The sequence below is a fragment of the Spirillospora sp. CA-294931 genome (assembly GCF_050946795.1).
GTDB lineage: Bacteria > Actinomycetota > Actinomycetes > Streptosporangiales > Streptosporangiaceae > Spirillospora.
The window spans coordinates 6,059,044-6,080,002 of sequence record NZ_CP192006.1 but is presented as its reverse complement, the minus strand read 5'-3'; the positions used below and the strand labels follow the sequence as shown (position 1 = coordinate 6,080,002).

The 20,959-nt window shown below is 71.5% G+C and carries 22 protein-coding genes and 1 riboswitch; of the genes, 16 read left to right on the top strand and 6 right to left on the bottom strand.

The genetic code is table 11. The features are described from left to right. Positions 1-17 precede the first annotated feature (17 nt). The 9 genes from ACQPY4_RS27210 (at position 18) to ACQPY4_RS27170 (ending at position 7,027) form a co-directional block, all read left to right on the top strand. Positions 18-965: a phosphatase PAP2 family protein gene (locus tag ACQPY4_RS27210; RefSeq protein WP_433325439.1), complete on the top strand. Its 948-nt coding sequence runs from the start codon at positions 18-20 to the stop codon at positions 963-965. A 12-nt stretch (positions 966-977) separates the two neighbouring features. Next, on the top strand, positions 978-1,652 hold the full coding sequence (gene rpe / locus ACQPY4_RS27205; protein WP_433325437.1) for a ribulose-phosphate 3-epimerase: 675 nt from the start codon (positions 978-980) through the stop codon (positions 1,650-1,652). Beyond that, complete coding sequence (locus tag ACQPY4_RS27200) at positions 1,649-2,293, top strand: HAD-IA family hydrolase (RefSeq protein ID WP_433325435.1); 645 nt, start codon at positions 1,649-1,651, stop codon at positions 2,291-2,293. The genes rpe and ACQPY4_RS27200 overlap by 4 nt, the downstream gene beginning before the upstream one ends. 84 nt (positions 2,294-2,377) lie before the next feature. Further along, a riboswitch (FMN riboswitch) is annotated at positions 2,378-2,508 on the top strand. A gap of 78 nt (positions 2,509-2,586) precedes the next feature. Next, positions 2,587-3,186: a riboflavin synthase gene (locus tag ACQPY4_RS27195; RefSeq protein ID WP_433325433.1), complete on the top strand. Its 600-nt coding sequence runs from the start codon at positions 2,587-2,589 to the stop codon at positions 3,184-3,186. Continuing rightward, positions 3,183-3,830 (top strand): nicotinamide mononucleotide transporter family protein, encoded by a 648-nt coding sequence (locus tag ACQPY4_RS27190; protein WP_433325431.1) that lies wholly within the window; start codon positions 3,183-3,185, stop codon positions 3,828-3,830. The genes ACQPY4_RS27195 and ACQPY4_RS27190 overlap by 4 nt, the downstream gene beginning before the upstream one ends. A gap of 74 nt (positions 3,831-3,904) precedes the next feature. After that, on the top strand, positions 3,905-5,122 hold the full coding sequence (locus tag ACQPY4_RS27185) for a bifunctional 3,4-dihydroxy-2-butanone-4-phosphate synthase/GTP cyclohydrolase II (RefSeq protein WP_433325429.1): 1,218 nt from the start codon (positions 3,905-3,907) through the stop codon (positions 5,120-5,122). Next, positions 5,122-5,673 carry a 6,7-dimethyl-8-ribityllumazine synthase gene (gene ribH / locus ACQPY4_RS27180; protein WP_433325427.1) on the top strand — a complete coding sequence of 184 codons (552 nt, stop codon included), beginning with the start codon at positions 5,122-5,124 and terminating at the stop codon, positions 5,671-5,673. Before ACQPY4_RS27185 ends, ribH begins: the two co-directional genes overlap by 1 nt. A gap of 39 nt (positions 5,674-5,712) precedes the next feature. Beyond that, positions 5,713-6,588, top strand: a complete 876-nt coding sequence (gene hisG, locus ACQPY4_RS27175) for an ATP phosphoribosyltransferase (RefSeq protein WP_433325425.1) — start codon at positions 5,713-5,715, stop codon at positions 6,586-6,588. Then, positions 6,581-7,027, top strand: a complete 447-nt coding sequence (locus tag ACQPY4_RS27170) for a PH domain-containing protein (protein WP_433325423.1) — start codon at positions 6,581-6,583, stop codon at positions 7,025-7,027. Before hisG ends, ACQPY4_RS27170 begins: the two co-directional genes overlap by 8 nt. Positions 7,028-7,031: 4 nt before the next feature. Here the strand turns inward: ACQPY4_RS27170 and ACQPY4_RS27165 are convergent, their stop codons facing one another. Together ACQPY4_RS27165 and ACQPY4_RS27160 are read right to left on the bottom strand one after the other, a co-directional pair. Beyond that, positions 7,032-8,213, bottom strand: a complete 1,182-nt coding sequence (locus tag ACQPY4_RS27165) for a hypothetical protein (protein ID WP_433325421.1) — start codon at positions 8,211-8,213, stop codon at positions 7,032-7,034. Between the two features lie 73 nt (positions 8,214-8,286). Continuing rightward, positions 8,287-9,561 (bottom strand): sulfite oxidase, encoded by a 1,275-nt coding sequence (locus ACQPY4_RS27160; RefSeq protein WP_433325419.1) that lies wholly within the window; start codon positions 9,559-9,561, stop codon positions 8,287-8,289. Positions 9,562-9,607: 46 nt separating this feature from the next. On the opposite strand from ACQPY4_RS27160, the gene ACQPY4_RS27155 reads away from it, so the two are divergent. From ACQPY4_RS27155 to ACQPY4_RS27140, 4 genes are read left to right on the top strand one after another with little or no spacing between them, the layout of a single operon-like run. Next, complete coding sequence (locus ACQPY4_RS27155; protein WP_433325417.1) at positions 9,608-10,468, top strand: AAA family ATPase; 861 nt, start codon at positions 9,608-9,610, stop codon at positions 10,466-10,468. A 5-nt stretch (positions 10,469-10,473) separates the two neighbouring features. Then, positions 10,474-11,559, top strand: coding sequence for a vWA domain-containing protein (locus ACQPY4_RS27150; RefSeq protein ID WP_433325415.1), 1,086 nt, complete (start codon positions 10,474-10,476; stop codon positions 11,557-11,559). Continuing rightward, a complete protein-coding gene (locus tag ACQPY4_RS27145) occupies positions 11,552-12,670 on the top strand; it encodes an XdhC family protein (protein ID WP_433325413.1) in 1,119 nt (372 codons plus the stop codon). The genes ACQPY4_RS27150 and ACQPY4_RS27145 overlap by 8 nt, the downstream gene beginning before the upstream one ends. A gap of 18 nt (positions 12,671-12,688) precedes the next feature. Continuing rightward, positions 12,689-13,258, top strand: a complete 570-nt coding sequence (locus ACQPY4_RS27140; protein ID WP_433325411.1) for a nucleotidyltransferase family protein — start codon at positions 12,689-12,691, stop codon at positions 13,256-13,258. Here the strand turns inward: ACQPY4_RS27140 and ACQPY4_RS27135 are convergent. The 3 genes from ACQPY4_RS27135 to ACQPY4_RS27125 form a co-directional block, all read right to left on the bottom strand. Beyond that, on the bottom strand, positions 13,255-14,478 hold the full coding sequence (locus ACQPY4_RS27135; protein ID WP_433325409.1) for a DUF6986 family protein: 1,224 nt from the start codon (positions 14,476-14,478) through the stop codon (positions 13,255-13,257). The two genes, ACQPY4_RS27140 and ACQPY4_RS27135, sit on opposite strands and share 4 nt — an antisense overlap. Before the next feature lie 499 nt (positions 14,479-14,977). Continuing rightward, positions 14,978-15,613, bottom strand: a complete 636-nt coding sequence (locus ACQPY4_RS27130) for a LysE family translocator (RefSeq protein WP_433325407.1) — start codon at positions 15,611-15,613, stop codon at positions 14,978-14,980. Positions 15,614-16,141: 528 nt separating this feature from the next. Continuing rightward, a complete protein-coding gene (locus ACQPY4_RS27125) occupies positions 16,142-16,750 on the bottom strand; it encodes a CGNR zinc finger domain-containing protein (RefSeq protein WP_433325405.1) in 609 nt (202 codons plus the stop codon). 79 nt (positions 16,751-16,829) lie between these two features. Between ACQPY4_RS27125 and ACQPY4_RS27120 the strand changes: the two genes are divergently transcribed. From ACQPY4_RS27120 to ACQPY4_RS27110, 3 genes are all read left to right on the top strand, one after another. After that, on the top strand, positions 16,830-17,618 hold the full coding sequence (locus ACQPY4_RS27120) for an MBL fold metallo-hydrolase (RefSeq protein WP_433325403.1): 789 nt from the start codon (positions 16,830-16,832) through the stop codon (positions 17,616-17,618). A 143-nt stretch (positions 17,619-17,761) separates the two neighbouring features. Continuing rightward, on the top strand, positions 17,762-19,030 hold the full coding sequence (locus tag ACQPY4_RS27115; protein ID WP_433325401.1) for an MFS transporter: 1,269 nt from the start codon (positions 17,762-17,764) through the stop codon (positions 19,028-19,030). A gap of 377 nt (positions 19,031-19,407) precedes the next feature. Then, positions 19,408-19,899: a metallophosphoesterase family protein gene (locus tag ACQPY4_RS27110; protein WP_433325399.1), complete on the top strand. Its 492-nt coding sequence runs from the start codon at positions 19,408-19,410 to the stop codon at positions 19,897-19,899. A gap of 314 nt (positions 19,900-20,213) precedes the next feature. Here the strand turns inward: ACQPY4_RS27110 and ACQPY4_RS27105 are convergent, their stop codons facing one another. Then, a complete protein-coding gene (locus ACQPY4_RS27105; RefSeq protein WP_433339038.1) occupies positions 20,214-20,480 on the bottom strand; it encodes a MerR family transcriptional regulator in 267 nt (88 codons plus the stop codon). Positions 20,481-20,959 lie beyond the last annotated feature (479 nt).

Here is a 20,959-nt window from a genome sequence, read left to right as displayed (position 1 = left end):
CCGCCGGGGAGGCCCCGATGCTCACCGACTTCATGCACGTGGTGTCCTTCGTCGGCAGCGGCGCGTTCTACCTTCCGGTGATCGTGCTGGTGTTCTGGTGCGTGAGCCCCCGGTTCGGCGCCCGGGCCGCGGTGGTCATGTCGTTCGGATCGGTGGTCAACACGGTGCTCAAGCTGGCGTTCCACTCGCCGCGCCCGTTCTGGACCGACGCCTCCATCACCGGCCACGAGGGACGCGACTCGTTCGGCATGCCCTCGGGCCATGCCCAGAGCGCCTCCCTGGCCTGGGGGTTCCTCGCCGTCCACCTGCGGAGATGGACGGTCTGGGCCGCCGCCGCGGTCATGGTCGTGCTGATCGGTGTCTCGCGGGTGCAGCTCGGCGTGCACTCGGTGGGGCAGGTCGTGGCGGGCTGGGCCGTCGGCGCGGTGTTGCTGGTCGCGGCGCTCGGACTGGAGCCGCTGGTCGTGCCGTGGTGGCGGGCGCGGGCGCTGGCCGTCCAGCTGGCGCTGTGCCTGGCGGTCTCGGGCGCCTTCCTGCTGGCGGCCTGGGCGGCCGTGGAGTCGCTGGAGGGCTGGGAATGGCCCGCCGCCTGGTCCCAGGCGATCGTCGAGGCCGGGGGCACCACCGGGCCGATCACGCTGAGCCGGGGCGCCACGGCGGCGGGCGGCCTGTGCGGCATCCTGGCCGGGGTGACGGTGCTCGCGCACCGGGGCGGGTTCGAGGCCGAGGGCGTCCTGTGGCGGCGGCTGGCCCGCGTCCCGGTCGGCGTCACCGGGCTGCTGGCGATCTACGCGTGCGGGCTGCCGTTCGGCGACCAGCCCGTGCAGGCGTTCGCCGTCCAGGCCCTGCTGGGTCTGTGGACGGCGGCGGGGGCGCCCGAGGCGTTCGTCCGGCTGGGGCTGGCGCGGCGAACCCCCCGCGCGGTCACCCGGGCGGGTGAGGGTGTCGCGGAGCTGCGCCAATAGAATCGGGGCATCATGGCTCCAGCGCAGATCTCACCCAGCATCCTGTCCGCCGACTTCGCCCACCTGGCCGACGACGTCGCGCTCATCTCCGGCGCGGCCGACTGGGTGCACGTCGACGTCATGGACAACCATTTCGTCCCCAACTTGACCCTCGGGCTGCCGATCGTGGAGGCGCTGCTCAAGCACAGCGCGCTGCCCCTCGACTGCCATCTGATGATCGAGGACCCGGACCGCTGGGCGCCCCAGTACGCCGAGGCCGGCGCGGGCAGCGTCACCATCCACGTCGAGGCCGCCAAGGCGCCGATCCGGACGCTGCGCACCATCCGCGCCGCCGGGGCGCGCGCGGGGCTCGGCATCAACCCGGCCACGCCCGTCGAGCCCTACGAAGACCTGCTCGGCGAGATCGACATGCTGCTGCTGATGACCGTCGAGCCGGGCTTCGGCGGGCAGAAGTTCCTGGACGTGGTGCTGCCCAAGGTCCGCCGGGCCCGCGAGCTGATCAAGGGCCGCGACCTGCCGGTCTGGCTCCAGGTGGACGGCGGCGTCAGCGCCGAGACCATCGAGCGCTGCGCCGAGGCGGGGGCCGACGTCTTCGTGGCGGGCAGCGCCGTCTACGGCGCCGACGACCCGGCCGAGGCCGTCCGCAAGCTCCGCGACCAGGCCGAGGCGGTGGCGGGGCGGGGATGAGCGAGACCTACCTTCCCTGCACGGCGGTCCTGTTCGACGTCGACGGCACGCTGGTCGACTCCACCCCGCTGGTCGAGCGCGCGGGGCGGCTGTGGGCCGAGGAGCGGGGCATCGACCCCGTGGTGTTCATGACCGGCGCCCACGGCCGCCGCACCCGCGACCGCGTCGCCGAGTTCGTCCCGCCCGATCGGGTGGAGGAGGAGACCGCGCTGCTGGACGCGCTGGAGGCGTCCAGCACCGACGGCATCACGGCCCTCCCGGGGGCGGTCGCGCTCCTCACCGCGATGAACGGTCTGCCCTGGGCGATCGTGACCTCGATGGACCGCGGGCAGTTCGAAGTGCGCACCGGGGTCGCCGGCGTCCCGGTGCCGGAGATCGTGGTGACGGCCGAGCTGGTCACGCACGGCAAGCCCGACCCTTCGGGCTACCTCCTGGCCGCCGAGCGCCTCGGCGTCGACCCGGGCGAGTGTCTGGTCATCGAGGACGCACCCGCGGGCGTGCGGGCGGGGCTGGCGGCGGGAGCGACCGTGCTCGCGGTCGCGACCAGCCACGACGCGTCCGAGCTGACCGAGGCCCACCTGGTCGTCCCCGATCTGAGCGGGGTCTCCGCCGTCCCCGGTGGCCTGCGCGTGATAACCTAACGAGCGCTTGGTTGCTTTTCTGGGTGGGCATTCTCACGCCAGGGCGGGAATGCGTTTCGTGGCACACTGGTTGGCAGCAAGTGAACGCGTGCTCCGGGGTCGGTGAAATTCCGAACCGGCGGTGACAGTCCGCGACCCGGCCGAAGCCATCGGCCGGTTGACCCGGTGGAACTCCGGGACCGACGGTGAAAGTCCGGATGGGAGGCAGCGCGCAATACGCCCCTGCGTGGGGCGCTGTTTTCGTATCGCCCCGGAGCCCCCTATGCACACGCATAAGAGGAGGCCCGGGAGAGATGTTCACCGGCATCGTCGAGGAGCTCGGCGAGATCGAGGCGATCGCGCCCGAAGGCGATTCGATCACCTTCACGATCCGCGGCCCGCTCGTCACCCAGGACGCCGTGCACGGCGCCTCGATCGCGGTCAACGGCGTCTGCCTCACGGTGGTCGACGTCAAGGACGGGGCGTTCACCGCGGACGCCATCAAGGAGACCCTCGACAAGTCCAGCCTGGGCGTGCTGGAGGTCGGCTCCAAGGTCAACCTCGAACGTCCCGTCCGGCTGTCGGACCGGCTCGGCGGGCATCTGGTCCAGGGCCATGTCGACGGCGTGGGCCGGATCCTGTCCCGTGAACCGGGCGACCGCTGGGACGTCGTCACGTTCTCGCTGCCCAAGGACCTGACCCGCTACCTGGTCGACAAGGGCTCGATCACGGTCGACGGCATCAGCCTGACCGTCGTCGAGGCCGGCTCCGACCGCTTCAGCGTCGCGCTGATCCCCACCACGCTCGCGCTCACCACGCTCGGCCACAAGGACATCGGCGCCCCCGTCAACCTCGAGGTCGACGTGATCGCCAAGTACGTCGAGCGCCTCCAGAGCGCCGGGCTCCGGTCATGAGCTGGCTGAACGCGAGCTTCACGCTCTTCGGCGAGCACGTCCTGTGGACCGATCTCCTCGGCAACGCGCTCTCGCTGGCCGTGGTCTACCTGGCCATGCGCAAGACCCTCTGGACGTGGCCGGTCCAGCTCACCGGCGCGCTGCTGCTGCTCGCCGCGTCCCTGCACGCGCACGCCCCCGGCAACGCGCTCAAGCAGGTCCTGTTCTGCGGCCTGGCGGTGTTCGGATTCTGGAGCTGGCGGCAGGGCCGCCAGACCGGCGGCAGCCTCCTGGTGCGCCGCGCCACCGCGCGCGAGCGCCTCGTGCTCGGCGCCGTGCTGCTGGGCGGCACCGCCGTCGTGGCGCAATTGTTCATCCACCTGACCTGGCTCCAGGTGGCCTGGTCGCCGTGGGCGAACGCCTACATCTTCGTCGGCAGCGCGGTGGCGACCTTCGCCCAGAGCCGCGCGCTGGTCGACTTCTGGATCGTCTGGATCCTGGTGGACCTGGTGGGCGTGCCCCTCGCGCTCAAGTCGGGGCTGTACGTCTCCGCGGCGGTCTACGGGATCTTCTTCTTCATGGTGATGGCGGGCTTCCGCGACTGGCTCCGGGAGTCCCGGCGCCCGGTCGAGAGCGCCCGGATGAGAGATGCGGTGGCGGCATGAGTGAGCGAAGCGAACGAATGAGCGCGGTACTTGCCGGGGGGAGTGGGGGGTCGTCCCCCCTCGGGGGAAGCGGCATGAGTGAGAACGGGATTTTCGACTCCATCGAGGACGCGATCGCCGACATCGCGGCAGGGCGTCCGGTCGTGGTGGTCGACGACGAGGACCGCGAGAACGAGGGCGACATCATCTTCGCCGCGTCCAAGGCGACGCCGGAGCTGCTCACGTTCACCATCCGCTACACCAGCGGCGTGATCTGCGTCCCCATGCTCGGCGAGGACCTGGACCGGCTCCAGATCCCGCTGATGACCGCGCAGAACTCCGAGCGGATGCGCACCGCATACACCATCAGCGTGGACGCCCGCGACGGCGTCACCACCGGCATCTCGGCCGCCGACCGGGCCAGGACCATCCGGACGCTGTGCGACTCGGCCACCGAGCCCTACGAGCTGGTCAGGCCCGGCCACATCTTCCCCCTGCGCTACCACGAGGGCGGCGTCCTGCGCCGTCGCGGCCACACCGAGGCGTCGGTCGACCTGGCCAGGCTGGCGGGGCTGCCCCCGGCGGGCGTCCTGGCCGAGGTCGTCAACGACGACGGCACCATGGCGCGCCTGCCCGAGCTCCAGGTCTTCGCCAAGGAGCACGGCCTCAAGCTGATCTCCATCGAGCAGCTGGTGGAGTACCGCCGCCGCAACGAGCCGATGGTCCAGCGCGCGGTCGAGACCCGCCTGCCCAACCGGTTCGGCGAGTGGCGCGCGGTCGGCTTCTCCAGCGCCATCGACGGCGGCGAGCATGTCGCGCTGGTCCTGGGCGACCTCGGGGACGGCACCGACGTGCTGGTCCGGGCCCACTCCGAGTGCCTGACCGGCGACGTCCTGCACTCCGAGCGCTGCGACTGCGGAACCCAGCTGGACGCGGCGATGGAACGCATCGCCCAGGAGGGACGCGGCGTCGTCCTCTACCTGCGCGGCCACGAGGGACGCGGCATCGGCCTGCTGGCCAAGCTGCGCGCCTACGCGCTGCAGGACAACGGCTCCGACACCGTCGACGCCAACCTCGAACTCGGCCTGCCCGCCGACGCGCGCGAGTACTCCAACGCCGCCCACATGCTGCGCGACCTCGGCGTGCGGTCGATCCGGGTGCTCACCAACAACCCGGCCAAGCTCGCCGGGCTGTCCGGGTTCGGCCTCGACGTGCTCGGCCGGGTGGGCATGCCCGTCGTCGTCACCGAGGACAACCGCCGTTACCTGACGGTCAAGCGCGACCGTCTCGGACATCTGATCGAGGGACTGTGATGAGCGGGTCAGGACGCCCGGAGGAAACCGTCGTCGACGCCGCCGAGCTCACGCTCGGCATCGTCTGCACGCGCTGGCACGCCCGGATCACCGACAGGCTGCTCGAACGCGCGCTGGCCGCCGCCAAGGCCTGCGGCGTCGCCGAGCCCGTCGTGACCCGGGTCGCGGGCGCCCTGGAACTGCCGGTCGTCGCCCAGCAGCTGGCCAGGGAGCTGGACGCCGTCGTCGTCCTCGGCGCGGTCGTCCGCGGCGAGACGGCCCACTTCGACTACGTATGCGACTCGGTCACCGCCGGTGTGACGCGCATCGCTCTCGACGAGGCCACCCCGGTGGGTAACGGGGTTCTCACATGTGACACCCTTGAGCAAGCACTGGACCGCAGCGGGCTGCCCGACAGCCACGAGGACAAGGGATGGGAGGCGACTGTGGCCGCACTCGACACGGCTCTGACCTTGAAGGGCCTGCGGCAGGGCGGCATCGGGTCTCGTGGGGTGGCGGGGCGGGATGAACACGGTCACGCCGGGCATGGCCTGGAGCATCGCAGCTCCTGAAGGCCCCCGGTCGTAACCCATCCACGAAAGGCTCAAACCGTGCTGTCCCTCGTCCTGCCCAAGGGTTCGCTCGAAAAGGCGACCGTGCAGCTGTTCGACGCCGCCGACCTCACCGTCCGGCGCACCTCGGACCGCGACTACCGCGCCTCCATCGACGACCCGCGCATCGACCGCGTCCGGGTCCTGCGCCCGCAGGAGATCCCGACCTACCTCGAACAGGGCCTGTTCGACCTCGGCATCACCGGCCGCGACTGGATCACCGAGACCGACTCCGACGTGGTGAGCCTCGGCGAGCTCCAGTACTCCAAGGCCACCGCCAACCCGGTCCGCGTGATCATGGCGGTGCCGAACGACGCCCCCTGGCAGAAGGTCTCCGAGCTTCCCAAGGGCGTGCGGATCTCCACCGAGTTCCCGGCCATGACCAAGCGCTTCCTGGACAAGCACGGCGTCGAGGCGAAGGTCGTCCCGTCCTACGGCGCCACCGAGGCCAAGGTCCCCGACATCGTCGACGTGATCGTCGACCTGACCGAGACCGGCTCGTCGCTGCGCAAGAACGGCCTGCGGATCCTCGACACCCTCCTGACCAGCTACACCGAGCTGGTCGCCAACCGCGAGTCCTACCAGGACGCCGAGAAGCGCGCCGCGATGGAGGACATCGCGCTGCTCCTCCAAGGCGCCATCCGGGCGCGGGGCAACGTCCTGCTCAAGCTGAACGTGGCCCAGGCCGACCTCCGGGCGGTGCTCGACATCATGCCGTCCATGTCCTCGCCGACGGTCACCTCGCTGGCGGGCGGCGACCACAACGCGGTGGAGAGCGTGGTCGCCAAGCGCGGCGTCAACACCCTCATCCCGGCACTGAAGGCCGCCGGCGCCCACGACATCCTCGAGATCCCCATCTCCAAGATCGTTGACTGAGACTCCGGCCCTCCCGGTGGTGTGGCGCCCGCGCACCACCAGGTACGTCGCCTACACGACGGCGGGCGTGATCGTGCTCAGCATGATCGTGCTCGCCGTCGTGGTGGCCCCCCAGTTCAAGCTGTTCGACCGCGTCCTGATGATCCTTTTCGGCGTCCTGATCGGCTGGGTGCTGCACATGCTGGCCCGCTGCCGCGTCGCCGCCGACGCCGAGGGCATCACGGTCGTCAACGCCTTCCGCACCCGCCGCCTCGAATGGGCCGAGGTCATCGACGTCTCGATGAGCACCGGCGAGCCCTGGCCCACCCTCGACCTCAGCGACGGCACCTCGATCGGCGCCATGGGCATCAACGGCACCGAGAAGGCCCTGTCCGCCCGCCAGCTCGCCGAACTCCGCCTCCTCATCCACCAGCAAGGCGAAGCCCCCGACCCCACCTGACGGATCAGCCCTTCTCCCGATACCGCCTTCGCAGCTTCGCTTGATACATATGGCCGTAAACGAGCAGAGAGCCGAGCATGACGGTTCCTAGCCCGAGAAAGGCCGTCATCGCCAGCGGCCAGGCCTCTTCGTCCCTGAGGGCAATCCTGACCCCTTCGACGGCCCCCCATCCGGAGCACAGCCCGAGGGTCCCAAGGAGCACGGTGACGCCGACCAGCAACCGCGTGCTCTCGGGCCGCCTCCCCGGCGGTTCCTGATCGGCGGGGATGACCTGGTAGGGCTCGATCACGTCGTCTGGACGCAGGTAGGGAAAATCGATGCTGACTTCCATGGACGTCCGATCTTGGGTGACCATCAGATGGTGCCGGTGACCGATGGTCAGCCCGTCGGCGATGACGGTGTCGCCGCGCAGCACCCGGGCCCGGTGCCCGGCCTCCAACTGCGCCTCGCCCGCCGCCGATCGGAGGCGGACGACCCCGGCCCGCGCCATCACACCGTCCGACCCCGCCTTGAGCACCCCGAGCCGTTCGGAGCGCACCTCCGTCCACTGCGGTGAGGGCACGCTGTAGGCCACGAGCGTGTCCCCGGCCCGCAGACCCTGGTAGCCCAGGTGGACGGACGCGCCACCGTCCGCCGGGAGCTCGTCGATCGGACGCCCGTCCCGCCCGGTCACCGCATGCACCCGCAGTGTCTCGGCCACGGTCCGCCCCTCGCGGACGACCCGAACCCGATCACCGACCGCCAGCCGTCCCGCGGTGATCACGGCGAGCACGGCCGGGGACCCGGAGCCGACCCCGCGCACCTCGGCGCACCCCTGCATCACCTCGTCCTCCGGGGCCGCGGCGTGGTAACCCGGCACCAGTTCGGGATCGGCTTCTGCCTGCGCCGCACGCTCATAGACCTCGATGAAGTCCTTCGCCCGCACATCAGTCCACCCGATCGCCACCGCGAACCGTCGTCCCCCGGTAACGCTCGTCTCGGGACCCTTGTCCGTGGCCAGAGCCCCGATACGGAGATCCTCGGCGATCACCTTCCCGGCGCGCAGGAGCCGCGCCCGACCCCCGAGCGCGACCTCGCCAAGCCGCAACCGCCCCCAAGGCAGCGCACCGAACCCGGCGACCTGCCGGATCTCGGACACTCGAATCAAGCCCAGCCGCCGTTCGCCGACCCAGACACTGTTCGCCACCACAAGACCCTCGGTTCTCCTCGATCTTGTGATGAATCGTGCCATACCTTTCAGTATGTTTCTCGAGCACGGCTCAGGTGGCGGTGATCGGGTGGCGGACTGTCGCGCCGAAGAGGTACCCGTAGGTGTTGGGGACGGCGGTGACGGGCTGGGTGGTGCCGGTCTCGTCGGTGGTGCGGGCCATCAGTTCGTAGCGGCCGGGGGTTCTCGGGTGCCAGGGGACGTCCCAGCGGACCCAGGAGCGGGGGTGGTGGGGGCCTCTGAGGCGACATCGGTGCCAGGTCGCGCCGTGGTCGGCGCTGACCTCGACGCGGCGGACGCGGCCGTTGCCCGACCATGAGCGGCCGTGCAGCAGGTGCGTGCGGCCCGCCTTGAGCTGGGCGTCCCAGGGGAGTTCGAAGGCGCTCTTGAGGTTCATGCGGGTGAGCGGGGCGGTGCCCTCGGCCGGGTGGTCCGGGCCGAACAGGCGGTAGTAGCGGGTGTTCCAGGGGGAGAACAGGGGGCGGTCGGCCACCTGGATGTCGCCGAGCCACTTGATCGAGGCGATGCCGACCCAGGACGGGACGACCAGCCGCACCGGGTACCCGTGGTCGGGAGGCAGCGGGACGCCGTTCATCTCGTAGGCGAGCAGGACGTCCTTCAGGGCCTTGGCGATCGGGAGCGGACGGCGGACGCGGCCGTGGTTCTCGCCCTTGTCGACGTAGTCGGCGTCCAGGCCCCGGGGCAGGAGGTCGACGGCCTGGTCGGTGAGGCCCGCGCGTTCCAGGACGGTGCTCAGGGGGACGCCGCGCCAGCGGGCCACGCCGACGGCGCCGAGCTTCCAGGGTGTGCCCGAGACCCGGTCGCCCTGCTGCGTGGTGTAGAAGCTGCGGCCGTTGCCCGTGCACTCGATGAAGGCGGTCAGGGTCTGCGAGCGCAGGCCGAGGAGGTCGTCGTAGCCGAACTCGACCGGCGCGTGCTCGGCGGGGGAGCCGTGCAGGCCCGTGCCCCACAGGCGCAGGCGCCAGGTGCGGGCGTCCAGGCGCGGGGTGGCGACGTGGTTGCGGACGAAGAAGCGGTCGTTGGGCGTGGTGACGCCCTGGCCGCGCATGGCCTCCCAGCGCATCTCGGCGTTGGTGCCGTGCGGGACGAACAGTTCGGGGGGAAGGGGCTTCACGATGCCGGTGGCGGTCTCCTCGGCGGCCCGCGCGGGGGTGGCGATCGCGGCGCCGAGCCCGGCCCCGGCGGTGATCCGCAGCAGGCCCCGGCGCGACATCCACTGCTCGGAGCGGACGGTCTCGTAGACACCCTCGTCGGTCAGGTCCCGGTCCATGCGGTCGATGCTGGTGACCTTCGGCGCAAAAGTCAACTTTTCCTATTAGATTAGGCGGGTAATGTCCGGATAGCCTGGCCCTGTGATCGGCTCGCCCGAAGAACTGGCCCGGCTGCTCGACCGGCACGCCTACCTGTGCGACGAGGGCCTGGCCACGGCGGGTTTCCTCGCGCTGACGATGCGGCGGCCGCTGTTCCTGGAGGGCGAGGCGGGCGTCGGCAAGACCGAGCTGGCCAAGACCTTGGCGTCCGCGCTCGGCGCCCCGCTGATCCGGTTGCAGTGCTACGAGGGGCTCGACGCCTCGCAGGCCCTGTACGACTGGGACTTCCCGCGCCAGCTCCTGCATCTGAGGACGGCCGAGGCCGCGGGCGTCACCGACGCCGGACGCCTGGAGGGCGAGCTCTACGACCGGCGCTTCCTGCTCGCGCGCCCCCTGCTGAAGGCCCTGGAGACCTCGCCCTCGGTGCTGCTGGTCGACGAGGTCGACCGGGCCGACGACGAGTTCGAGGCGTTCCTGCTCGAGGTGCTGAGCGACTTCGCGATCACGGTGCCCGAGCTGGGCACGATCCGCGCCGAGCGGCCCCCGGTCGTGGTCATCACCTCCAACCGGACGCGCGAGGTGCACGACGCGCTCAAGCGCCGCTGCCTGTACCACTGGCTCGACCATCCGCCGTTCGAGCGGGAGGTCGCCATCATCCGGCGCCGCCTGCCCGAGGCGTCCGAGCGGCTGGCGGGGGAGGTCGCGCGGGCCGCCGAGCGGCTGCGCGGCGCAGGCCTGCTCAAGCCGCCCGGCGTCGCCGAGACCCTCGACTGGACCGAGGCCCTGGTCGCGCTGGGCGTCCGGTCGCTGGACCCCGACCGGGCCGCGGCCACGCTCGGCGCCGTCCTGAAGCACCGCGAAGACCAGGTGCGCGGTCTGGAGATCCTCCTGGACGGGGCCTGAGCGCCGTGGCCAGGGACCTCACCGAGACGATCGTCGGGTTCGCCCGGACGCTGCGGGCCGCGGGCGGCACCGCCGACCCCGAGCGCGTCCAGGCCATGCTGCGCGCCCTGGACCATCTCGACGTCCTCGACCCCGCCGACGCCTACTGGGCGGGACGGCTCACGCTCTGCGCCGGTCCCGACGACCTGGCCCGCTACGACCGCTGCTTCGCGGCCTACTTCTCCGGCGCCACCGCGCGGCCCGTCCGGCGCGCTCCTCCCGCGACGGTGACGGTGCGGGTGGCCGAACCCTCGGCCGAGGAGGGCGAGGCGGCGTCCGGCACCTCGGTCGCGACCGCCAGCGCGTCCGAGGTGCTGCGGCGGCGCGACATCGCGCGGCTCAGCGACACCGAGCGCGCCGAGGTCGAACGGCTGATCGCGTTGCTGTCCACCTCGGCCGAACTCCGCAGGACGCGCCGGTTCGCGCCCGCGTCGCGCGGGCGGCTCGACCCGCGCGCGACGATGGCCGAGACGCTGCGCCGGGGCGGCGAGACGTCCCGGCTGCGCCACCGCGCCCGCCGGACGCGGCCGCGGCGGCTCGTGCTGCTGATCGACGTCAGCGGCTCGATGAGCCCCTACGCCGACGCGTTCCTGCGGTTCGCGCACGCCGCCCGTCCCGCCGAGGTGTTCAGCGTGGGGACGCGCCTGACCCGGCTCACCCGGGAGCTGCGCCTGCGCGACCCCGACGCGGCGATGGCCGCCGCCTCGGCGGCGATCCCGGACTGGAGCGGCGGGACCCGGCTCGGCTCCGAGCTCAAGGAGTTCCTCGACCGCTTCGGGCAGCGCGGGATGGCGCGCGGCGCCGTCGTGCTGATCGCCTCCGACGGCTGGGAGCGCGGCGACGCCCGGCTGCTGGGCGAGCAGATGGCCCGCCTGCACCGGCTCGCACACCGGGTCGTGTGGGCCAACCCGCACAAGGCGCGGCCGGGTTACGAGCCCCGCACCGCGGGCATCATGGCGGCCCTGCCGCATGTCGACGACTTCACCTCCGGGCACAGCCTCGGGGCGCTGGAGGAGCTGGCCGGGCTGATCGGAGGGCGGGCTCGTGCGTGACGTGCTCGACGAGGTCCTGGAGTGGTACTCGCGCGGAGAGACGTTCGCGCTGGCCACCGTGGTCAACACGTTCCGCAGTGCGCCCCGCGCCCCGGGGGCCGCGATGGCGGTCTCGTCCACCGGCGAGGTCGTGGGCAGCGTCTCCGGCGGCTGCGTCGAGGGCGCGGTGTACGAGCTGGGACGCGCGGTGCTGGACAGCGGCGCGACCGCCGTCCAGCGGTACGGGGTGAGCGACGACGACGCGTTCGCCGTCGGCCTGACCTGCGGCGGCGTCCTGGACATCCTCGTCGAGCCCGTCGGGCCCGCCACCTTCCCCGAGTTCGGCGCGGTCGCCGCCTCGATCGCGGGGCGCGAACCGGTCGCCGTCGCCACCGTGATCGCGGGCCCCGGGCGGATCGGCGCGCGCCGCGTCATCTGGCCGGGACGCGCCTCCGGCTCACTCGCCCCCGGCGCCCCGTATGCCGCCCGCCTCGACGCCGCCGTCGACGACGACGCCCGCGGCATGCTCGCCCAGGGCCTCACCGGCCGGCGCCACTACGGACCCGAGGGGGAGCGGCGGCTGGACGAGCTGACCGTCTTCGTCCACTCCTTCGCCCCGTCCCCGCGCCTCCTGGTCTTCGGCGCCATCGACTTCGCCGCCGCCGTCGCCCGGGTCGGCAAGTTCCTCGGCTACCACGTGACCGTCTGCGACGCGCGCCCGGTGTTCGCCACGGCCAAGCGCTTCCCCGACGCCGACGAGGTCGTGGTGAAGTGGCCGCACAAGTACCTGGACGGGGCCGAGGTCGACGAGCGCACCGCGATCTGCGTCCTGACCCACGACCCCAAGTTCGACGTCCCGCTCCTGGAGGTCGCGCTGCGCACGCCCGCCGGCTACGTCGGCGCGATGGGCTCGCGCCGCACCCACGACGACCGGCTCGAACGCCTGCGCGCGGCCGGCCTGGACGAGACGGAGCTGGCCAGGCTCCGCTCCCCGATCGGCCTCGACCTCGGCGCCCGCACCCCCGAGGAGACCGCGGTGTCCATCGCCGCAGAGCTGATCCAGCTGCGCTGGGGCGGCTCGGGCCGTCCCCTCACCGACACCACCGGCCGAATCCACGGCGACGCCGTCTGACGCGGCTACCCTCGCGTGATGACGACCTTGCACGGGGACAGGCCGGTGGCCGGAATCCTGCTCGCGGCCGGCGCCGGCCGCCGGTTCGGACGGCCGAAGGCACTGGTGGAACTGGACGGCGAACGCCTGGTCGACCGGGGGATCCGGCTGCTGCGCGAGGCGGGCTGCTCGCCGATCGTGGTCGTGGCGGGCGCCGCGCCGCTGGAGGTCATCGGCGCGGTCGTCGTGCCCAACCCGGACTGGAGCACCGGCATGGGCTCGTCCCTGCGCACCGGCCTGGCGGCCCTGCCGCCCGGCTGCCCCGCCGCCGTCGTGGCGCTGGTCGACCAGCCGAAGATCACCCCGCCCGCCGTCCGCCGCCTGGTCGCGGCCTACGAGGCGGGCGCCGAGGTCGCCGTGGCCACCTACGAGGGCCGCCCCCGCAACCCCGTCCTCTTCCGCGCCGCGCACTTCCCGGCGGTCATCGCGTCAGCCACAGGCGACACCGGCGCCCGCACTTTCCTCCACGCGCACCCACACCTCATCACCCATGTCCCCTGCGAAGACATAGCGTCCCCCGAAGACATCGACACCCCCGAAGACCTCTAGGCGTCGGACGCGGGAAGGACGCTCTCGTCCAGCGCGCCGCAGTCGACGGCGCGGCGCAGCCGATCGGACAGGGCCGCGATGGTGGCGGGCTCGTCCAGCACGCCGTTGTCCTTGCCCGCCGCCTGCTCGCGCCAGGCCCGGACCCGTCCGATGACCTCGTCCACCCCGTTCAGGTGGTAGCCGTACACCGCGGCGTAGCGGCTGGGCAGGTGGGCGGGGTGCAGGTCCCAGCCCTGGTAGAAGCCATGGGTAATCGAGTGCCTGACATGGGCGGCATGCACCGCCCACGCCTCGTTCACCTCGTCGGGCCCGTCGTTGCGCGGGATGATGTTGGTGGAGCCGTCCGAGAGCCGGATGCCGGTCCCCGCCAGGCCGACCTGCATGACATGCCGTGCGAAGTCGCAGGCGGGATGGTCGAGGCGCTGCTGCTCGGGCGGCAGCCCGCACGCGGCGGTGTAGTCGAACACCCCGAAGTGGGCGGCGGTCATGCGCCCCGCCGCGGCCTCCACGATGGCCCGCACACCCAGCCGTCCCTCGTGGTCGATGATCGCCTCGGTGGTCTCGATCTGGACCTCGAAGCGCAGGATCCCGCCCGGCAGCCCGAGCGCGGTCTCCAGCCGATCGAGGTACTCCACGAACAGGCCCACCTGCGCCGCCATCGTCACCTTGGGAAAGGTGATGGTGAAACCACCGGGCAGCCGCCCGAGACGGTCGCGCAGCGCGGTCAGGAACCCGTCCAGGCTGCGCATCGACCGGTCGTGGGCCCCGTCGGCGAACGACTTGACCCGGATGCCCCAGTAATGGGGGAGCCCCTTCACCTGGTAGGCCGCCGCGACCGCCTCGACGGCCTGCGCGACATGGGCGTCCTCCTCCGCGTCGGGGCGCAGGCCGTAGCCGTCCTCGAAGTCGATGCGGATGTCCTCCACCGGCTCACCGGCCAGCTTGGCCGCGACCCGCTCGCGCACCGGCCCGGCGATCTCCGGATCGAGCCCGAACGCCGCCCCGAACGACCCGGCCCCAGGCGTGTGCGTGTTGAGCAGGCGCAACGCCTCCGTCCCGAAGTTCGCCGGAGTCGACGGCGAGAACCGATCGGCGGGCACATAGACCGTATGCACCGGCTGCCGCCCGGTCGCCGCCCCGGGAAAGTGCCGAGCATGCTCGTCCAGCACCCCAGCCACCCGCGCGGACAGATCATCAAACGACGAGACACTCAGGTTCACCCCGACATGATCCCCCACCCAGCCCAGTAAGGGAATCGCCAACCCCCTCTCCTACTGCTTGACCAGTTCAGAGGCGCTTTCCCTGTCGGCTGGTGGAGGCCGCTGAAGCCGGGTTCTCCAGCCGATGGATCACCGCGAGGAGTTCCCCGTGCGCAGCCCGTACGTCTCCAGAAGATCAGCCGCAGAACCGACCAGGCCCGCGACACCGGAATGTACTCCGACCTCACGGGCCTGGCCGGTGCCGGTTCGGCACCGACCCGCGCGGTACCCGGCAGGGCGGCTCCTGGCAGCCGGTCAGCACGCCGAGGGTGATCCGCCGATCCTGATCGTGTTGTTCGCGGGCGGGGAAGTCGGGGTCGTCCTCGAACCGGCGTGCGAGCCGCGGGCGGCCAGGCGGCTGGCGAGTTGGTAACGGTCATTCCGGCCTCGACCGCGCGGTCATCGGGCTGCTGTACACGATCTCATTGCGCGCCGTGCCGGTCGCGTCCATCCCGGCGGCTTAGCGCGCCTGAGCGGCCAGATTCACCGCCAGGCCGATGAGCACCGTTCCGGACAGGTAGTCCAGCCGGCGTCGCACCGCGGGCCGTTGGAAGAACCGCTTGGCCCTTGTGATCAGGGCCACGATCGCGAGGTACCATCCCAGGTCGATCAGCGTCGTGGCCAGCGCCAACAGCGCCAGCGTCGCCGGTACGGGGGCGCCCGGGGGCACGAACTGCGGCAGGAACGACACCGCGAACACGGCGGCCTTCGGATTCGCGAGGTTCGTCAGCAGGCCGAGCCGGTAGCTCCGCCACCACGAGGGCGCCGGATCTTCCGCCGCCTGGTCGACGCCCTCCCGGCCGGACGAGCCGCGGCGGGCCTGCCACACGACCCTGGCCCCGAAGTACACCAGCACGACGGCACCGGCGATCCGCATCGCGTCATAGGCGAGCCGCGATGCCAGCAACAGCGCCGAAAGGCCAAGCGCGGCCGTCATCGACCACAACAACCACCCGGTCTCGTTGCCCAGCACGGCCGCGACACCCACGGACCGGCCCGAACGCAGCGACTGGCGCATGATCACCACGGTGGTCGGGCCGGGTGCCATCGAGACCAGGAGCGACGCCACCACAAAGGCGGCCAAACCGTTCAGCATCCAATCCTCCTACCCCGCGACGATCAACCCGAGCGGTGATTCGCCCCGGTGATCAGTGTGTGGCCCGGCCGGGACCAACGTCCAGGAGCGCGGGCCCACCGTCGGCCCCCTCTTCTAATGTTTGACCAGGTCAGGGGCGCTTTCCCCTGTCGGGTGGTGGAGGCCGCTGAAGCCGGGTTCTCCAGCCGATGGATCATCGCGAGGAGTCCCGCCGTGCGCAGCCCGTACGTCTCCAGAAGATCAGCGGGACAGCGTTGTTGCCTTGTTGGCAGTCGCGGCCGCCCGGACGATCTGGGGGTCGGTCACGAGCGCCACGGGTTGGGCAGTCGTCCCGGAGTTGCCGGATGTTCGGGTGCCGCTAACGGCATCCGGTATAGCTGACCGGGACCATGCCTGCATGTCGAAGAAGACCTCGGTGAATCTGTTTCTGGCGCGTGTCGATTTGGGTGGGTGGGTGTACCTCCAGGTCGTGGAGGGGCGCGAGCGCGTCCATGCGTGCTGCCACCGATCACTGCGCCAGCAGGTTCGTCAGTCTGCGTTCGGCTGGGTGCGTCGGGCGTAGGCGCGTGCGGCGCGGGCGCGGTCGCCGCAGCGGATGGAACACCAGTGGCGGCGGCCGTGGCGCAGCAAGTAGCGGTTGCATGGGGTGGAACCACAGGCGGTGAGGCGTTCGGCGTCGGGACCGGTCAGGAGGTCGGCCGCGTTGGCTGCGAGGGTCGCGAGGGCGTGGTCGAGGATCTCGTTGGTGGGGCAGGGGGCCGCGCGGTAGGGGCCGTTCTTCTCGTCCCAGTACAGCCGGGCGGCCGTGGGGGCTTTGCTCAGCGCGTCGTTGACGGCGGACAAAGCCGCGGGCAAAGCGGGGAGCCCGGCGACATGGGCGGCGAACAGTGACTTGAGGTTTTCACGCAGCGCGCGCAGTTGCGTCGCGCACATCTCCCGCACCCCGGCATCGGCCGGAGCGAGGCCGCGTTCGGTGAGCCACCGATTCGTCGCCGCGGGGGTGGCGAGGAGATCGATGAGCTGCCCTCCGGGCAGCGCGATGGCGCTGTTGACGAAGTCGAGCGCGAGATAGTCACCCGCACCCGGCGCGGGCGGCAGCGCGGACTCGGCGGTCAGGGTCTCGCTCACGGCTCTCATGGTACGGCTTGCGCTCGTCCGTGAGAAGCCGCTACCGTCCTTCACGGATAAATCACTTCTCATCCGTGAGGTGCTTGGAATGGCCAGTACCAGCACGACCACCGCACAGATCCCCGTCCGCGTCTTCGGCGGGCCGACTGCCCTCTTCGAGTACGCCGGCCTGCGGTTCCTGACCGACCCGACGTTCGACCCGCCCCGCGAGTATCACGTGCCGGGCGGCCGGCTGACCAAGGTGGCACCCTCCTCCGCCGCACCGGGCGACCTCGGCCGTGTCGACGTGGTCCTGCTCTCTCACGACGAGCACCCGGACAACCTCGACGACTCCGGCCGAGCACTGCTCGCCGACGTCCCGCTTATCCTCACCACGCCCGGGGGCGGGCAGCGTTTGGGGAATGGGGCCAGGGGACTGGGCGACTGGGAGTCGATCGAGCTGGACCGCCCCGGCGGCGGCACGATCACCGTGACGGGCGTGCCCGCGATCCACGGGCCCGGCACACGCGAGGAGGTCGAACCGCTCACCGGCCAGGTCGTCGGATTCGTCCTGACCGGGGAGGGCCTGCCCACGATCTACGTCAGTGGCGACAACGCCTCGCTCGACCTGGTCAAGCAGATCGCCGAACGCTTCGAACCGGTGGACACCGCGATCCTCTTCGCCGGGGCTCCCCGCTTCACCGTCCTCTTCGACAACGCGCCCATCGTCCTTGACAGCGCCCAGGCCGCCGAGGCCGCCAAGATCCTCGGCGCCCGCCGGGTGGTTCCCGTCCACTACGACGGTTGGGCGCACTTCACCGAGGGCCGTGACGAACTGGTGGCCGCCTTCACCGCCGCTGGGCTGGTCAACCGCCTGGACTTCGGCGACCTGGGCTGACCGGGCGGGTCGGCGCCGCCCGAACCCGGCTCCATTCGTGATCTTCTCGGCCCTCGACGTCGCTTCCCTGTCGGCCGCACTCGTCGCAATCGCGCCGGTGGTGGCGTCCGGGCAGGTCACGTCAATCGAAGGAACTCTCTCTTGTGGCCAACACCGTGCCCGCCCGGACCGAGGACCTCCCGCATGCCCAGGTGCAGCGTCGCGTCCTGATCGTCCTGGTCGCCGCTCAGGTCCTCAGCGGCGCCGGCCTGGCGGCCGGTGTGGCCGTCGGTGCCCTGCTCGCGCAGGAAATGCTCAGCTCCACCAGCCTTGCCGGTCTGCCCAGCGCCCTGGGCACCGCGGGTTCCGCGCTGGCGGCCCTCGCCGTCGGGCGCATCTCCCAAGCCCGAGGCCGCCGCCCCGGTCTCGCCGCCGGGTATCTGGCCGGTGCCGTCGGCAGCGCGGGTGTCATCGTCGCGGCCGTCGCAGGCAACGCCGTCCTGCTTTTCCTCTCGCTGTTCGTCTACGGCGCCGGGACGGCCACCAACCTGCAAGCCCGCTACGCCGGAGCCGATCTGGCATCCCCCGCGCACCGCGCCAGCGCCGTGTCCACCGTGCTCGTCGCCACCACCCTGGGCGGCGTGGTCGGCCCCAACCTCACCGCACCCACCGGCGACCTCGCTCACACCCTCGGCATCCCCGAGTTGGCCGGGCCGTTCCTTCTCGCCGGCGCCGCCTATGCGATGGCCGCCTTGATCCTGGCCATCTGGCTGCGCCCCGATCCGCTGCTGCTGGCCGGCGCTCTGGAAGCCGAGCGCGCCGCCGCGGCGTGCGCGCAGCCGGGCGAAGCCACCGGCCGACCACGCCCGGCGGTCGAAGCACACCGCTCCCGCCTGCTGGTCGGCGCGCTGGTCATGGTGCTCACCCAGCTGGTCATGGTCGCGATCATGACGATGACGCCCGTCCACATGCACGACCACGGCCACGGCACCGGCGCCTCCGGCTTCGTCATCGCCGTCCACATCGGCGCGATGTACCTGCCCTCGCCCCTGACCGGCTGGCTCGTCGACCGTTATGGCCGCCTCACGATCGCCGCGACCTCCGGGCTGACGCTGCTCGCCGCCGGGATCATTGCCGCCAGCGCCCCCGGTGACGCCGTCGCTCCGCTCGTGGTGGCCCTCGCGCTGCTGGGTCTGGGTTGGAACTTCGGCATCGTCACCGGCACCGCGATCATCACCGACGCCGTCCCGCTGGCCACCCGAGCCAAGACCCAGGGCCTGGTCGATGTCGCCATCGCGGTCGCCGGCGCCACTGGCGGCATGGCCTCGGGCCTCGTCGTCGCCGCTGCCGGCTACCCACTCCTGACCATCGGCGGCGGCATCCTGGCGCTGGTCATCGTGCCAGCGGCCGTCGCCGCCGCGCGCAGCCGATGATCAGTCATCGAACGTCCCGCCGGAACGGCCGCCTGGGTCCCGTACGGTCGGCGGGGGAGAGGCCGACAGTCGACCGAGCGCGGCCTGCCGGCCCCGAACGAGGGACCATCTGCGGATGAGCGGCCCAGTTTCCACAGTCCTGGCAGCGACACCGACACGGTGGGCGAACGCCCCGATCGTCATCCCCAGAGCACGACCAGCCCGGGAGGGACTCGGCGTGCGCTCCTTGACCGTCAGTCGCTAGACAGGGCCGCCGAAAAGGTCGGTGATGGCGGTGGGCGGCAGGTCGGCTGACCGACTCGATCATGGCAGGGTTGCGCGGAGCGCGAACGGGGAAGTCGTGCTGGCCAATCGACTTCGCAAGTAAGGATGAGGGGATGAAGGTCGGGGTGGTGGCGGACACTCATGCGCCCAGGCGGTGGAAGGGGTGTCCGCCGGAGGTGGCGCGGTGGCTGCGCGAGGTGGACGTGATCTTGCATGCGGGGGACGTCTGCGTGGCCTCGGTTCTGGACGAGCTGACGGCGTTCGCGCCCGTGCACGTCGTGATGGGGAACAACGACGGGCCCGATGTGGCGGGCTGGGGAGCGGTGGAGCGGCTGGAACTCGACCTCGACGGGCTGACTGTGGGCATGGTGCACGACGCGGGACGCGCAGGCGGGCGCACCGCCCGGATGCGGCGCTGGTTCCCCTCAGCCGACCTCGTGGTCTTCGGCCACTCGCACATCCCCCTCGACGAAACGGGCGACGGTGTGCGGATCTTCAACCCGGGCTCACCCACCGACCGCCGCCGCCAGCCGCACGGCACCATCGGGCTGCTGACCATCGAGCACGGCCGTCTGGCCGAGGCGATCATCGTCCCGGTGACCTGATGACCGCCTGTGGCCGGGACGCGCTGGTCTGAGCCGGCGGAGGCCAGCTTGCCGCTCTGATCAGCGGATCGTGTAGGGGCCACGTTTCTGGACCAAGTCGCGCAGGGGCGCCGGCGCCGCCCCCTTAGCGGCCAGTCGCCTGCGTTTCGCCCCTGGCTTCGGGGGACGGGGGTGGGGATGTTATCGGTGGAAGCGGACCTCGAATCGGGTTCGTGCATCCGGTGCGCCGCCGCGCGCCCCGGCCGGAAGTCGGGCCTGGGGTCGCGTCGGCGTCGGGGCCGTCGCCGACAGGGGCGTTGGCAGTCAGGACTTTGTCAGGAAGCCTGGTTGATGCGCTGTTGGAGTTGGGTGTTGATGCGTTGGGCTTCGGCGAGTTGGTCTTCCAGGATGATGATGCGGCAGGCGGCTTCTAGTGCGGTGCCTTGGTCGATGAGGTCGCGGGCGCGTTGGGCTAGGCGTAGTTGGTAGCGGGAGTAGCGGCGGTGGCCGCCGGGTGAGCGTTGTGGGACGAAGAGTTTGGCGGTGTCTAGGCCGCGGAGGAATCCTGGGGTGACGTCGAGGAGTTCGGCGGCTCGGCCCATGCTGTAGGCGGGGTAGTCCTCGTCGTCGAGTTTGTCGTTCAGTCTGGTGTCGGTGTCGGTGTCGGTGTTGTCGTGTTGGGGTTGGTTGGGGTGTGGGGTGGTGCCGGTCTGGGCCGGCTGGGGTGCTTTCACAAAGCCTTCCGTACTGTTGTGGTGGTGGGTGTCGGGTGTTGTGGGGACGCGAACGGGGCCCCGGCGCCAACGGCGCCGGGGCCTTGAGGTACAACACCATCTATCCGGCGCTGTGGCCGGTCCTTGTCCGCGCCGGCCGTGTTGGGCGGGGGCGCGGGGATCGCGGATGCGTGACCGTAGACCACCGTCCAATCTGTGGGGCTGCGGTACCCGCGCGGTGTGACTGGAGCCCGCGACGGGCGATCCCGATGGTGCCGAGAACCTCCCTTCTGTTCTTGCCTTTCCTGCGTTGTTTTCTTCGCTTGCGTTTGCGTTGCCTGCGGCCCGTTGGCCGCCGGGCGCTGGAC

Bases quoted from the DNA above. Each gene is read 5' to 3' on its own strand.
- ACQPY4_RS27190 (WP_433325431.1), top strand. From the start codon at position 3,183: ATGAGCTGGCTGAACGCGAGCTTCACGCTCTTCGGCGAGCACGTCCTG.
- ACQPY4_RS27120 (WP_433325403.1), top strand. From the start codon at position 16,830: ATGGCCAGTACCAGCACGACCACCGCACAGATCCCCGTCCGCGTCTTC.
- rpe (WP_433325437.1), top strand. From the start codon at position 978: ATGGCTCCAGCGCAGATCTCACCCAGCATCCTGTCCGCCGACTTCGCC.
- ribH (WP_433325427.1), top strand. From the start codon at position 5,122: ATGAGCGGGTCAGGACGCCCGGAGGAAACCGTCGTCGACGCCGCCGAG.
- ACQPY4_RS27140 (WP_433325411.1), top strand. From the start codon at position 12,689: ATGACGACCTTGCACGGGGACAGGCCGGTGGCCGGAATCCTGCTCGCG.
- ACQPY4_RS27110 (WP_433325399.1), top strand. From the start codon at position 19,408: ATGAAGGTCGGGGTGGTGGCGGACACTCATGCGCCCAGGCGGTGGAAG.
- ACQPY4_RS27185 (WP_433325429.1), top strand. From the start codon at position 3,905: ATGAGTGAGAACGGGATTTTCGACTCCATCGAGGACGCGATCGCCGAC.
- ACQPY4_RS27210 (WP_433325439.1), top strand. From the start codon at position 18: ATGCTCACCGACTTCATGCACGTGGTGTCCTTCGTCGGCAGCGGCGCG.
- ACQPY4_RS27125 (WP_433325405.1), bottom strand. From the start codon at position 16,750: ATGAGAGCCGTGAGCGAGACCCTGACCGCCGAGTCCGCGCTGCCGCCC.
- ACQPY4_RS27195 (WP_433325433.1), top strand. From the start codon at position 2,587: ATGTTCACCGGCATCGTCGAGGAGCTCGGCGAGATCGAGGCGATCGCG.
- ACQPY4_RS27105 (WP_433339038.1), bottom strand. From the start codon at position 20,480: ATGGGCCGAGCCGCCGAACTCCTCGACGTCACCCCAGGATTCCTCCGC.
- ACQPY4_RS27200 (WP_433325435.1), top strand. From the start codon at position 1,649: ATGAGCGAGACCTACCTTCCCTGCACGGCGGTCCTGTTCGACGTCGAC.
- ACQPY4_RS27130 (WP_433325407.1), bottom strand. From the start codon at position 15,613: ATGCTGAACGGTTTGGCCGCCTTTGTGGTGGCGTCGCTCCTGGTCTCG.